Source organism: Serratia sp. JKS000199 (assembly GCF_900215455.1).
GTDB lineage: Bacteria > Pseudomonadota > Gammaproteobacteria > Enterobacterales > Enterobacteriaceae > Serratia > Serratia ureilytica.
The window spans coordinates 2,263,915-2,276,408 of the sequence record NZ_LT907843.1 but is presented as its reverse complement, the minus strand read 5'-3'; the positions used below and the strand labels follow the sequence as shown (position 1 = coordinate 2,276,408).

Below are 12,494 nucleotides of genomic sequence, written 5' to 3'. Positions count from 1 at the left end.
GACATTATGTGGAGCCCGGCAATTAATATTATTGCTGCTCAGTACAAATACTTTTTCACTTTAACGCCGCTTTGTAACTTGATTGCACGTCAGGAAAAGAATAAGGTCATTCTTATAAGGCGCGGTGATTGAATTAATAAAAATCCGCAGCCGAAAATAAAACATCAAAGGTTCAGCAGTGGCGAGGGAAGGCGAGAAATCGTATTCCCGGGAGGTAATATCAGTGTTAACGCGAGATTTTCTGCAAAAAGCGGATTGCAAAACTGCATTCGGCGCTATTGAGGAGTCGTTGTTGCTGACGCCTGAACAGCGTGCAGCCTCGTTGGATTGCACCTTATCGCGCCGGCCGGATCACAGCCCCGTATGGATATTCGGTTACGGTTCGCTGATGTGGAATCCAGTTTTCGAATCGGAAGAAGTGCGGCCGGCCACGCTGCAGGGCTGGCACCGGGCGTTCTGCATGCGCTTGACCGCCGGGCGCGGCACGCTGCATCAGCCGGGGCGCATGCTGGCGTTAAAAGCCGGCGGCCACACCACGGGCCTGGCGTTTCGTTTGCCGGAAAGCAAGTTGCGTGAAGAGTTGGAGCTGCTTTGGAAGCGCGAAATGGTGACCGATTGCTACGTGCCCACCTGGTGCGAGCTGCAGTTGGATGGCGGCGAGAAGGTTACTGCGTTGGTGTTCGTGATGAACCCGCAGCATCCGCTGTTTGAAGAAGACACCAGCTACCAGGTGATTGCGCCATTGATCGCCAGCGCCAGCGGCCCGCTGGGCACCAACGCGCAATATCTGTTTGCGCTGGATAACGAGTTGAAGCACCACGGCATGCAGGATGATTGCATCGGCGATCTGGTGCGCTGTGTACAGCAGTGGCTGCAGCAGAACCGCACCGGCGGCATCGGCAGCGAGGCCACCGCCTGAGGCTGCTGCGGGAATACGAACGGTGAGGGGCTCAGCATGCTGAGCCCTTTTTTTATATCTAATGCCTATATTTAATAACTTTAATTTGCGCAGCGATTGAAGGCATGTTTTTATTGTGGTTATCTATCCCGTTATTTTTAAAGTCATTAGCTGTTTTTTGTCAGTTTCCCACCCCACCTGCGAAGCAGAATGATCGACTTAGTATTAAATTGCATAAGTAAAGGTTATTTCTTATTTGTTCAGACTCGTCGGACTCCGTATCAATATGGCTAACGCTACTGGAAGAAACAGGGAGACGGGGATGAACTTTCAACAATTAAAAATTATTCGTGAATCGGCGCGCTGCAACTACAACCTGACTGAGGTCGCCAATACGTTATTTACCTCGCAGTCCGGCGTCAGTCGGCATATTCGCGAGCTGGAAGAAGAGCTGGGCATTGAAATATTCATTCGCCGCGGCAAACGGCTGCTGGGCATGACCGAACCCGGCAAAGAGCTGCTGGTGGTGGCGGAGCGCATTCTCAACGACGCCAACAACATCCGTCGCCTGGCGGACGTTTTCAGCAGCAACGACTCGGGGCAGCTGCATATCGCAACGACGCACACTCAGGCGCGTTACAGTCTGCCGGGGGTAATCAAAGAGTTTCGCGCGCTTTATCCGCGGGTGCGGGTGGTGCTCAATCAGGGCAGCCCTGAGGAGATCGTCTCGATGTTGGCCGCCGGAGAAGCCGATATCGGCATCGCCAGCGAACGGCTGATGAGTGACGAATCGCTGGCGGCGTTCCCTTACTACCGCTGGCATCACACCATCCTGGTGCCGGAAGGGCACGAGTTGACGCGTCAGCCGCAGGTGACGCTGGAGATGCTCAGCACCTTGCCGCTGATCACTTACCGCCAGGGCATTACCGGGCGCGCGAAGCTGGATGCGGCGTTCAAAGCGGCGGGCCTGACCCCGGACATCGCGCTCAGCGCGCAGGACTCCGACGTGATTAAAACCTACGTCGAGCTGGGGTTAGGCGTGGGCGTGCTGGCGGACATGTCGTATGAAAAAGAGCGCGATCGCGGGTTGGTCAGTCTCAACGCCGAGCATTTGTTTGAGCCTAATACGGTATGGCTGGGCCTGAAACGCAGCCAGCTGCAGCGCAACTATGCCTGGCGCTTTATCCAACTGTGCAACCCGACGCTGTCGCTGACCGAAATAAAAGACAAGGTCTTCTCGTCGCAGCTGGACGCGGTGATTGATTACCAGATTTAACAGCGCGTCATTGCCCTGCCGGACCGGATTGCTTGCGGGCTAATGCGGGATCAGTCGTCGGTACGTTCGATCAGATGACGTTTACTTTTTCTGAACGGGCCGATGGCTTCCCATTCCGGGAGTTCTTCGGGGGGGCGAGGGTTGGCCATCTCCCAGCGATGGTACTGACGTAAAATCTCTATGGCGATGCGTTTTTGCTCTTGAATGGAGAGCGTCGGGTCGGTCAGATCCTTATTTTTCATTTTTGCTTCCTTTTTGCGCGTTATTTGTACGCACCTTATCACATTTGGCACCGTATTTTTCCAGCGATTGTATGTACTTTTTCAGTGCGTTGAAGCTGGTTTTACATGTCATGGTACCGGGTATCACTTCAAAGGCGGCCTGACGGGTATACAGCGCCAACACGCGGTGATTAATGGCGTGGCTGATCAGCATGTCCGGCGGAGACGCCGGCGTCAGCCCCTGTTCTTGCAGGTTCAGGCCATACAGATACAGAGCCTGCAAGCAGTTGCGCAGCATATTGCCTTTCAGTGGATGTTGCGTTTCGCGCAAGGAGAAATTCTCCAGCGCGACAAGTTCAATAACGTTCTCGGCCTGGAGATAACGGCACAGACAAAAGCCTGCACGGCTCAGCGGGCTGGTTATTCGCCGGTAGACAAAAGCGAAAGTTATGGGCATTTGGGCATGATATTTAAAGAGAGAGCGCCAATTTAACGTATGGCCGTTTTTTCTGCCTTTTTGCCAGCGCCGGTCTTGTACCGTCAGACGAGTCATAAAGAGATCCGACTCAAGCAGCACGCTGTTCATATCTGCCAATGTTTGCTCTATCGCTCTCTCATGCCGGAGTGAGAAGCCATTTTCTGATGGATGGTTTTCCATTTGCCCGTCCTTTGGGTGACCGAGCTCACGTTAATCACCCGATGAAACAGACTCAAACCTCGACTTTCATCGCTGCGAATCGCGCCGCAAAGACAATGGGCAATTGCTGCGAGGTGCCGCGAGAGTGCGATCGGCCGCGCAATCCTCGCTCTAATAATCAAAACCCCATCTATATACATAAAAAGAATATCTATAGTGATTTAAGTACCTTCAGCTGCCGATCGCGCTCGCATACACTCGCGAAATTATTATAAATTCCATCCGCTTGGAGAGTTTCAGATGAAAGCGCTCGTTCCTTCTTTGCTGTTTTTGGCCGTGGCGGCCAGCGTTGACGTACAGGCGGCGACGCCGGCCAACACGTTGGTGATCGCGCAGTCTATCGATGACGTGGTCAGCTTTGACCCGGCTCAGGGATTTGAGTTAACCACGGTGCAGTCGTTCAACAGCCTGTATCAACGTCTGATCCAGTCCGATCCGCACAATCCCGTCGATCTCAAACCGACCCTGGCCAGCCGTTGGCAGGCCGGCGCCGATAACCGCAGCCTGACCTTCAGCCTGCGCCCGGACGCCAAATTTGCCAGCGGCAACCCGCTGCGGCCGGAGGACGTGATCTTTTCGCTTTCACGGGTGGTGAAACTCAATCTCGAACCGTCGTTTATCCTGACGCAGCTGGGCTGGAACGCGAAGAACGTGGATCAACACCTGACCAAGGTGGATGACCATACGGTAAAAATCAGCTGGGATGAAAACGTCAGCCCGGCCTTCGTGCTCAGCCTGCTGTCGGCGCCGGTATCCTCGATCGTCGACGCCAAAGAGGCGCTGGCGCACCAGCAGGGCGACGATCTGGGGCACCAATGGTTGAACAGCCACTCCGCCGGCAGCGGCCCTTACAAAATCCGCACCTATGTGCCGCACGAAGTGGTGGTGTTGGACGCGAACCCCGGCTCGCCGGAAGGGGCGCCGACGTTGAAAACCATCCTGATCAAAAACGTGCCCGATCCGGCCGCGCGTCGTTTGCTGATCGAGCAGGGCGATGCCGATATCGCCCGCAACCTGGGGGCGGACCAGATGGCGGCCCTGAAGGGCAAGCCGGGCGTCAAACCGTTGGCCATTCCTTACGCCTCGCTTTATTTCCTGCAGTTCAACGCCAAGGCGTCGCCGGCGCTCGGCAACCCGGCGTTTTGGGAGGCGGCGCGCTGGCTGTTCGATTACCAAGGCATCGCCGACGATCTGCTGAAAGGGCAGTTCCAGAGCCATCAGGCATTCTTGCCGGACGGTTATCTGGGCGCGCTCAAGGATAGGCCGTACAGCTTCAATCCGCAGAAAGCCAAAGAAATACTGGCTAAAGCGGGGCTGAGCAACGTCAGTTTCCGTCTGGACGTCAACAACCAGCCGCCGTACCTGGATATCGCTCAGGCGCTGCAGGCCAGTTTTGCTCAGGGCGGCGTGAAGGTCGAACTGGTGCCGGGCATCAGCTCGCAGGTCTCCACCAAGGTGAAAGCGCTTAACTACGATGCGACGCTGACCTCCTGGGGGCCGGATTACTTCGACCCCAACACCAACGCGGCCGCCTTTGCCTACAACCCGGAGGACGGCAGCAAGACGCTGGCCTGGCGAGCCAACTGGCAGATCCCGGCGCTGAGCAAGTTGACGCTGGCCGCCACCGCGGAAAACGACACCGCCAAACGGGTGGCCGACTACCAGCAACTGCAAAAACAGGTGCAGCAAAGCTCGCCGTTCGTTATCGGCCTGCAGGCGCGCAGCCTGATCGCGGTGCGTGACAACCTCAAGGGCTATGTGCAGGGCATCAACCCTGACATGGTGTTCTACAGCAAGGTCAGCAAGTAATGGCCGCTGAACTCTCCGCCTCCGCCGGGCTAGCCCGGCGGTATTGGCGCTGGGGCGGGCGGCTGCTCGGCGGCGCGCTGTCGCTGGCGTTAACGCTGCTCGGCCTGCTGCTGTTCACCTTTATGCTGTCGCACCTGGCGCCGATCGATCCGGCGCTGCAGGTGGCGGGCGATCACGCCAGCGAAGCCACCTATGCGCAGGTGCGTCATGACCTGGGGCTGGATCAGCCGCTGCCGGTGCAATTTTGGCGCTATCTGGTGCACCTGGCGCACGGCGATCTGGGCATTTCGCGCATTACCGCCCAGCCGGTGCTGAGCGATCTGTTGCGTACCTTCCCGGCAACGGTGGAACTGGCCACCTGCGCCATTATTCTCGGTGCTCTCGGCGGCATTACGCTGGCGTTTCTGGCGGTGCTCAAACCGGGGAGCTGGCTGGATAATGCGGCGCGGTTGCTGTCGCTGGTGGGTTATTCGGTGCCGATTTTCTGGTTGAGCCTGCTGGGGCTGCTGCTGTTCTACGCCACGCTGCACTGGTCGGCGGGGCCGGGGCGCCTGGATGACATTTACTTGTACAGCATGGAGCCGCGTACGGGTTTCGTGTTGATTGACAGCTGGCTGTCCGGCGATCGCGAGATGTTCTACAACGCCATCAGCCACCTGTGGCTGCCGGTCGTGGCGCTGGCGCTGCTGTCGATGGCGGGCATCACCCGGCTGCTGCGCGCGGCGATGCTGGAAGAGTGCAATAAGGAATACGTGACGCTGGCGCGCTCCAAAGGCGCCGGCCGCCTGCGCATTCTGCTGCGCCACGTGTTTCCCAACGTGCTGGGGACGTTGATCACCGTACTGTCTCTCTCCTATGCCAGCCTGCTGGAGGGCGCGGTATTGACCGAAACGGTGTTCGCCTGGCCCGGCGTCGGGCGCTATCTGACCTCGGCGCTGTTTGCCGCCGACACCCCGGCGATCCTCGGCGCCACGCTGCTGATCGGCACCTGTTTCGTGCTGTTGAATACCCTGGCCGATGCCTTGACCTATCTAGTGGATCCGCGAACCCGATGAGCCAATATCTCTCTGAACACGAACCGCAAAGCGAGCCGGCCGTCGGCTATCGCACCGGTCAGCGGCTGACCACGCTGACGCTCGGCGCAGTGCTGGTGGCGATCCTGATCGTCACCGCACTGCTGGCCCCGTGGCTGGCGCCTTTCGATCCCAATTTGCAGCATATCGAGCTGCGGCTGCTGCCGCCTTCCGCCACGCATTGGTTGGGCACCGACGGTTTCGGCCGCGACTTGCTCTCCCGCGTGATTTACGGCGCGCGGCCGACGCTGATTCTGGTGTCGCTGATTCTGGTGCTGACCATTCCTATCGGTCTGCTGGTGGGCATCTGCGCCGGTTATCTCGGCGGCTGGGCAGAACGCATCTTGATGCGTCTGACCGATATTTTCCTGTCGTTGCCGAGCCTGGTGATCGCACTGGCGTTCGTGGCGGTGATGGGGCCGGGGCTGATGAACGGCGCGCTGGCGCTGGCACTGACCAGCTGGCCGGCCTTTGCCCGTCAGGCGCGGGCCGAAACGCTGGCGCTGCGCCGCAGCGATTATCTGGCGGCGGCGCGCATGCAGGGCATCAACGGGCTGCGGCTGATGGTCGGCCACATTTTACCTTTATGCCTGCCCAGCGCGGTGGTGCGCGCGGCGCTGAGCCTGGGCGGCATCATCCTGTCCGCCGCCGGTCTGGGGTTCCTCGGCATGGGCGTCGCGCCGCCGACCGCCGAATGGGGCTCGATGGTGGCCGAAGGCAGTAAAGTGATTTTCGATCAATGGTGGGTCGCCGCCGCACCGGGCGGGGCGATCCTGTTCGCCAGCCTGGCCTTTAACCTGCTGGGCGATGGCCTGCGCGATAAAATGGATCCTCGTCATGGGCACTGATAACACCTTATTGACCGTTGAACGTTTGGCGATCGGCGTGCCGGGGCCACAGCCGGCGGCGCTGGTGAAGAATATTTCGTTCAGCATGGGGCGGGAGCGGCTGGCGCTGGTCGGTGAGTCCGGCTCCGGCAAATCGTTGACCGCGCGTGCGCTGATGGGGCTATTGCCGCCGCCGTTGCAGCTGCGGGCGCAGCGCCTGACGCTGGACGACGAAGACTTGACGCGCCTGAGCGAGCGCCAGTGGAGCCGCCTGCGCGGCGACCGGGTGGCGATGGTGATGCAAGATCCCAAACATGCGTTGAATCCCAATCAGCCGATTGGCCGTCAGGTGGAGGAGCCGCTGGTGTTGCATGCCAAGCTGAGCCGCGCCGAGCGGCGTGAAAAAGTGCTGGAGATGCTGGCGGCGGTGGGCTTGCCCGATCCGGTGGCGCTGTGTCGCCGCTATCCGCATCAGCTCTCCGGCGGGATGGGGCAGCGGGTGATGCTGGCCATCGCCCTGATCAACGATCCGCAGCTGCTGATTGCCGACGAACCCACATCGGCGCTGGATCACCAGATGCGCGATCAGGTGCTGCAGCTGATAGAAAATCTGGTGGCGCAACGTAATATGGGGCTGATCCTGATCAGCCACGATCTGCAGCAGGTGGCGCACCACTGCGAGCGGGTACTGGTGATGTACAAAGGCGAGCTGTTGGATCAGCTGCCGGCAGCAGAGCTGGCGCAGGCCACGCACCCTTATACTCGCACGCTGTGGGCGTGTCGGCCGAGCCGCGAGACGCGCGGCAAGCCGCTGCCGGTGCTGGATCGCGCGCTGCTGGAGGCATTGAAATGAGCGTGATTGCACTGGAGAACCTCAGCGTCAGCCATCGCCAGGGCTATGAACAGCGCACCGTGGTGCACGACGTTAACCTGCGTATCGAACCGGGCGAGTGCTTCGGCCTGGTGGGGCCTTCCGGCTGCGGCAAGTCCTCGCTGCTGTGGGTGTTGGCCGGGCTGAACGACAGCTGGCGCGGCGGTTTTGAACTGCTCGGGCGGCGGTTGCAGCCGGGGCAGGCGTTCACCGGCGAACTGCGGCGTGAAGTGCAGATGGTGTTTCAGGATCCTTATGCTTCGCTACACCCCAAGCACCGGCTGTTGCGCACGTTGTCGGAACCGCTCAAACTGCTGCAAGAAAGCGACATCGAACGCAAAATCAGCGCGGGCTTTCGCCAGGTAGGATTGGATCCGCGCCTGCTGGATCGCTATCCGCATCAGCTGTCGGGCGGCCAACGGCAGCGCGTGGCGATCGTGCGCGCCTTGCTGTTGCGGCCGAAGCTGCTGCTGCTGGATGAGCCGACCTCGGCATTGGACATGTCGGTGCAGGCGGAGATCCTCAACTTGCTCAACGAGCTGAAACAGGCGGGCGATCTGACTCTGGTGCTGGTCAGTCACGATGCGGATGTGATCGACCATATGTGCGATCGCGCGGTGGCGATGGCGCACGGCCGTCTCCTTGCCTGAGCCAATGCCCGTCAATGCGGCGGGCATATCCATCTTGGTAATAAATAAAGCAATTTATCGTCGTTCTTCTGTTAATTCTTACCCCCTACACTCGAAAAACAACGCAACCGCGTGATTGTGGAGAGTGTATCGATGAAACGGTTAATCCCAACCTTATTATATGGCGCGCTGGCGACCGCTTTCGGCGCGCAGGCCGCCACCCCGCCGGATACCTTGGTGGTGGTCAGTTCGCTCGAGGGCATCATCAGCCTCGATCCGGCGGAGAGCTTTGAAACCGTCAGCTCGGCCAATCTGGTCAATCTCTATCAGCGCCTGGTGGCGCCGGATCGCGGTGCGCCGCAAAAGTTGGTGCCGGACGCCGCCGCCCGTTGGCAAGCGGGCGCCGATGGGCGCAGCCTGATCTTTACCCTGAAGCCGCAACAACGTTTCGCTTCCGGCAATCCGCTGCGTCCCGAGGACGTGATTTACTCACTGGTGCGTGCGGTGAAGCTGAACAAGGCGCCGTCCTTTATTCTCGCTGAGTTTGGCTGGACGCCGGATAACGTCGAGCAGCAGCTGAAGAAGATCGGGGATAACCAGGTGCAGCTCAGTTGGTCGGCCAACATCGGCAGCGAGCTGGCGCTGCGGCTGCTGACGGCGAACGTGGCTTCGATCGTGGATGAGAAGCTGTTGAGCGAACACGCGCAGCAGGGGGACTTCGGGAACGCCTGGCTGCGCAAGCATTCGGCCGGCGGCGGCCCGTATCGGGTGAATAACTATGTGCCGCATGAGGCACTGCTGTTTGGCCGCAACGATTACGCGCCGTCGCCGGCCCGGTTGAAAATGGTGTTATTCAAGAACGTCAGCGATGCCGGCACCCGCCGTTTACTGTTGCTGAAGGGGGATGCCGACGTGGCCTACGATCTGGGCGCTGACCAGTTCGACTCGCTGCGCAAAGCGCCGGGCGTGCGCATTGAGCAGGCCGATGCGCCCAAGGTGTATTACCTCGGTTTCAATACCGGCAGCAAAGACAACCCGGCGCTGGGCAATCCGGCTCTGTGGCAGGCGGCGCGCTGGTTGGTGGATTATCAGAGCATCGCCGAACGGTTGCTGAAAGGGCAATATCGCGTGCATCAGGCCTTCTTGCCGCAGGGCTTGGACGGTGCGCTCGACGAGCGGCCGTTTAAGCTCGATGTGGACAAGGCCAAACAGATCCTGCGCGATGCCGGCATCAACGAGGGCACAAGCATCAGCCTGATCGTCATCAACCAGCCGCCGTATACCGACATCGCGCAGGCGCTGCAGGCCAGCTTTGCGCAGGCTGGGCTGCGGCTGGACATTCATCCGGTGGTGGAGAGCGATCTGTGGGGCAAGATGCGCGGCCGCGATTTCCAGGCGATCTTCACCTATTGGGGCGCCGACTATCTGGATCCGAACACCAACGCCAGCGCCTTTGCCTACAATGTGCCGGGCGGGCCGAAGACCCTGGCCTGGCGCACCCAGTGGAGCATTCCCGCCATCAGCGCGGAAACGCGTGCGGCGGCTGCGGAAGGCGACAGCGCAGCGCGCAGCGCACGTTACGCCGCGCTGCAACGGGAATTGCAGGCCAGTTCGCCTTATGTGCTGGCGCTGCAGGGGCAAACGCTGGTGGCATTACGGGACAATGTTGAAGATGCCCGGGTGGATATCGCCAACAGCATGCTGTATTTGGATCGGGTGAATAAAACGCAGCCGTGAACGAAAAATGCCCCCTCGCCGCCGAGAGGAGAGGGGGCCTGGCCGGTGTTAACGCGGCGAGCTCACCACGGCGTGCCGGCGAGATTCAGCTTATTGAGGATTGTCGGCAGGCTGTCGGTCACCAGCGCCTGCAGATCGCCGTACCAAAACTGCTGCACGCCGACCTGGTTGATATACAGATAGGACGCGATGCCCAGCGAGAAGCACAGCAACGTTAGCAGCACCCGGCTTACCGCGTCTTTCAGATTGCCGCACACCATCACCATAAAGATCAGCACGAAGATCATCATGTTGAATGAATAGCGGTTGGCCACCTCTTCAAAGCTGATGGTGGCGAAGAACACCGCGCAGTTATAAAGGAACATCAGGCGCACGGCATAGGCGGCTTGTACAAACTGAGGTGATGGCGTGTGGAACTTGTAGCGGGCGAATTGATACAGCGTCTCCACCACGCCGACGTACAGCAGCGTGATTTGGATTTTGCGCACCGGGTTATTACCGAAGTCGCCGCTGACGTAGGCTTCGGCGCGCGAGGCCAGAAAGTCGTTGCCGACGACGGCAATCAGTTTAGGCATCAGCACCGCGCCGCCGAGGTAACAGGCGGCGAACAGCGCCAGCACAGGCAGGGTGCCCACGGTGCGCCAGCGCGCGGGCAGCAGCAGATAGGGCAGAAACAGGAAAGCGGAAAAATGGCTGAAGGACGCCATCACGATCCAGAGCAACATGCGGCCGCGGTGCTGTTCCGACACGGCCAGCACCAGGAAAGAGAGCGCTAGCCCCTGCCGCAACAGGTTGCCGTACAGCCCCTGGAAATTGTACTGGCAGCAGAACAAAAACAGGATCACGGCAAAGTAAGTGCGCGACAGGCGGTAAACGCCCAGCGCCAGCAGCGAAAAGCTGATAAGGAAGAAGGCGGCGAATGCGCCATTACCGACGCCAAACCAGGTGGCAGTCAGTTTAAACAACAGGTGCGAGACAAAGTCGGTGCCGGAAAACTGCGCCAACCAGTCCATCAGGCCGTAGCCGCTGTACTGCTGCATCTCAAGGTAGTAGTTCACCTTGTCGTTCATCACCGGCTCGAGGTTCTTCGTCGCCAGCGGCACCGCGGATATCACGGTCAGCAGCAGGAAGGCGGTGAGATTCAGCACGCGATCGGGTTGCTGGCGCAGCAGCATAAAGGCGGCGATCAAGCCGCTGCAAATCACCAACGATAAATAGGGGGCGAACCAAACGCCTGTGATGGCGACGGCGCCCAGCAGCAGCCATTGCACGGAAGAATGCGCCTGTTCGCTGTCGGGAAGGGCGGCGAGTGGCCTGACCGGGTTTTGCATGGGATGCTCCATGGCGTGATCCAGCTGGGGAACATAACACCGGGGCCTAAAGGGACACAGTGAGTTTTGGTGAAATAGGCAAAATTTCACCGGGTTATCATCCCTTGCCGGCAGCGGAAAAATGGCCGTCGGCGAGGCTGGGTAAAAACGGTGCGAAATGCGCAGAACCGCGTTCTGCCTCGATTTCATGTGGGGTTGATGCTGTGAAATAAATGAAATTCCACTGCGGGCCAGGTGAGCCGAGACCGGTCAGCAGGCATAGCCAGCCGGCCGCCGCTAACCCGATACCGAAAGGTTGCGGCGTTCGCCAGGCTCGGCGGTTGTGCAGGCCACGCGCCAACGCGACGCCCAATCCGAACGCCGCCGCCAGAAAGACCAGCAGCGGCAACATCGTCCAGCCAAGCCAGGCGCCCAGCGCCGCCAGCAGTTTGAAATCGCCCTGGCCGATGCCGTCACGCCGCTGCGTCAGCCGGTAGAGCGCATTGAGCAGCCATAACGCGCCGTAACCGGCGACGGCACCCAGCACGGCGTCTTCCAGCGGCGCCCAGCGAGCGTCAAGGTTGCACAGTAGCCCGCCCCACAGCAGCGGCTGAGTCAGTCGATCCGGCAGCCACCGATGGCGCCAGTCCAGCCAGGCCAGGGCGATCAGGAGCGCCGCGGCCGGCACTAACCCCCATCGAGGCGCTGCAGCCAGGCTCAGGGGCAGCGTCGCCAACGCCAGCCCCAGTGCCGTCAGCAGCGGCCCCTGAAGGCGCAACCTCTGTGGGCGATCGTTGACGCCCTCCACGCGTTCCAGCCACGTAATGAGCGCGAAGGCGATCAGGCCCGCCGACAGCAGCGCGGTGAAAAACAGCGCGTGCCACAGTAAAGAAAGCAACATCCGGACTCCGCCAGTCGTAGAACAGACGGCTAAAATAACGGCAAAATGCGTATTTCATCAGGGGAAAACGCGGTCGGTTGTGAGGAATGCGCAGGCGTTCGCATCGCCACGCTGCGTATTGCAGGGGTGTACAATGCCCTGCGCGGTGGCGCGCAGCCACGGGGTACTGTGCTTTTTATCGGCAAAATCGGCGCTAAAATGCGGTGAATTCACCTGGCGGCCGGAATGGATCGGTAAAGGGTACA

The 12,494-nt window shown here is 59.9% G+C and carries 12 protein-coding genes; 8 read left to right on the top strand and 4 right to left on the bottom strand.

All coding sequences use genetic code 11. The features are described from left to right. The first annotated feature begins 223 nt into the window (after window positions 1–223). The gene (locus CPH57_RS10935) at window positions 224–919 is read left to right on the top strand and encodes a gamma-glutamylcyclotransferase (RefSeq protein ID WP_033643457.1); all 696 of its coding nucleotides are present in this window, start codon (window positions 224–226) and stop codon (window positions 917–919) included. A 301-nt stretch (window positions 920–1,220) separates the two neighbouring features. After that, window positions 1,221–2,174, top strand: a complete 954-nt coding sequence (gene cbl, locus CPH57_RS10930; RefSeq protein WP_033634950.1) for an HTH-type transcriptional regulator Cbl — start codon at window positions 1,221–1,223, stop codon at window positions 2,172–2,174. A gap of 50 nt (window positions 2,175–2,224) precedes the next feature. On the opposite strand, the gene CPH57_RS10925 is transcribed toward cbl, so the two are convergent. Together CPH57_RS10925 and CPH57_RS10920 are read right to left on the bottom strand one after the other, a co-directional pair. Continuing rightward, complete coding sequence (locus tag CPH57_RS10925) at window positions 2,225–2,416, bottom strand: hypothetical protein (RefSeq protein ID WP_033643456.1); 192 nt, start codon at window positions 2,414–2,416, stop codon at window positions 2,225–2,227. Beyond that, on the bottom strand, window positions 2,406–3,053 hold the full coding sequence (locus CPH57_RS10920; protein WP_060660592.1) for a hypothetical protein: 648 nt from the start codon (window positions 3,051–3,053) through the stop codon (window positions 2,406–2,408). Before CPH57_RS10920 ends, CPH57_RS10925 begins: the two co-directional genes overlap by 11 nt. A 279-nt stretch (window positions 3,054–3,332) precedes the next feature. Between CPH57_RS10920 and CPH57_RS10915 the strand changes: the two genes are divergently transcribed. The 6 genes from CPH57_RS10915 to CPH57_RS10890 all read left to right on the top strand — a co-directional run bounded on the left by CPH57_RS10915 (window position 3,333) and on the right by CPH57_RS10890 (window position 10,038). After that, on the top strand, window positions 3,333–4,901 hold the full coding sequence (locus CPH57_RS10915) for an ABC transporter substrate-binding protein (RefSeq protein WP_089197169.1): 1,569 nt from the start codon (window positions 3,333–3,335) through the stop codon (window positions 4,899–4,901). Next, complete coding sequence (locus CPH57_RS10910) at window positions 4,901–5,956, top strand: ABC transporter permease (protein ID WP_033643453.1); 1,056 nt, start codon at window positions 4,901–4,903, stop codon at window positions 5,954–5,956. The genes CPH57_RS10915 and CPH57_RS10910 overlap by 1 nt, the downstream gene beginning before the upstream one ends. Continuing rightward, entirely contained in the window at window positions 5,953–6,822 is an 870-nt protein-coding gene (locus CPH57_RS10905) for an ABC transporter permease (protein ID WP_060660593.1), read from the top strand. The genes CPH57_RS10910 and CPH57_RS10905 overlap by 4 nt, the downstream gene beginning before the upstream one ends. After that, on the top strand, window positions 6,812–7,654 hold the full coding sequence (locus tag CPH57_RS10900) for an ABC transporter ATP-binding protein (protein WP_096242340.1): 843 nt from the start codon (window positions 6,812–6,814) through the stop codon (window positions 7,652–7,654). The genes CPH57_RS10905 and CPH57_RS10900 overlap by 11 nt, the downstream gene beginning before the upstream one ends. After that, window positions 7,651–8,322 (top strand): ABC transporter ATP-binding protein, encoded by a 672-nt coding sequence (locus CPH57_RS10895; protein WP_069100013.1) that lies wholly within the window; start codon window positions 7,651–7,653, stop codon window positions 8,320–8,322. Before CPH57_RS10900 ends, CPH57_RS10895 begins: the two co-directional genes overlap by 4 nt. Window positions 8,323–8,454: 132 nt before the next feature. Beyond that, complete coding sequence (locus tag CPH57_RS10890; RefSeq protein ID WP_096242339.1) at window positions 8,455–10,038, top strand: ABC transporter substrate-binding protein; 1,584 nt, start codon at window positions 8,455–8,457, stop codon at window positions 10,036–10,038. A 62-nt stretch (window positions 10,039–10,100) separates the two neighbouring features. Here CPH57_RS10890 and CPH57_RS10885 read toward each other — a convergent pair whose 3' ends face one another. Both CPH57_RS10885 and CPH57_RS10880 read right to left on the bottom strand, forming a co-directional pair. Next, complete coding sequence (locus CPH57_RS10885) at window positions 10,101–11,369, bottom strand: EpsG family protein (protein WP_160204374.1); 1,269 nt, start codon at window positions 11,367–11,369, stop codon at window positions 10,101–10,103. Between the two features lie 97 nt (window positions 11,370–11,466). Beyond that, window positions 11,467–12,249, bottom strand: coding sequence for an A24 family peptidase (locus CPH57_RS10880; protein ID WP_096242337.1), 783 nt, complete (start codon window positions 12,247–12,249; stop codon window positions 11,467–11,469). Window positions 12,250–12,494: the final 245 nt, after the last annotated feature.

Bases quoted from the DNA above. Each gene is read 5' to 3' on its own strand.
- cbl (WP_033634950.1), top strand. From the start codon at position 1,221: ATGAACTTTCAACAATTAAAAATTATTCGTGAATCGGCGCGCTGCAAC.
- CPH57_RS10915 (WP_089197169.1), top strand. From the start codon at position 3,333: ATGAAAGCGCTCGTTCCTTCTTTGCTGTTTTTGGCCGTGGCGGCCAGC.
- CPH57_RS10925 (WP_033643456.1), bottom strand. From the start codon at position 2,416: ATGAAAAATAAGGATCTGACCGACCCGACGCTCTCCATTCAAGAGCAA.
- CPH57_RS10885 (WP_160204374.1), bottom strand. From the start codon at position 11,369: ATGCAAAACCCGGTCAGGCCACTCGCCGCCCTTCCCGACAGCGAACAG.
- CPH57_RS10900 (WP_096242340.1), top strand. From the start codon at position 6,812: ATGGGCACTGATAACACCTTATTGACCGTTGAACGTTTGGCGATCGGC.
- CPH57_RS10905 (WP_060660593.1), top strand. From the start codon at position 5,953: ATGAGCCAATATCTCTCTGAACACGAACCGCAAAGCGAGCCGGCCGTC.
- CPH57_RS10920 (WP_060660592.1), bottom strand. From the start codon at position 3,053: ATGGAAAACCATCCATCAGAAAATGGCTTCTCACTCCGGCATGAGAGA.
- CPH57_RS10910 (WP_033643453.1), top strand. From the start codon at position 4,901: ATGGCCGCTGAACTCTCCGCCTCCGCCGGGCTAGCCCGGCGGTATTGG.
- CPH57_RS10895 (WP_069100013.1), top strand. From the start codon at position 7,651: ATGAGCGTGATTGCACTGGAGAACCTCAGCGTCAGCCATCGCCAGGGC.
- CPH57_RS10890 (WP_096242339.1), top strand. From the start codon at position 8,455: ATGAAACGGTTAATCCCAACCTTATTATATGGCGCGCTGGCGACCGCT.
- CPH57_RS10880 (WP_096242337.1), bottom strand. From the start codon at position 12,249: ATGTTGCTTTCTTTACTGTGGCACGCGCTGTTTTTCACCGCGCTGCTG.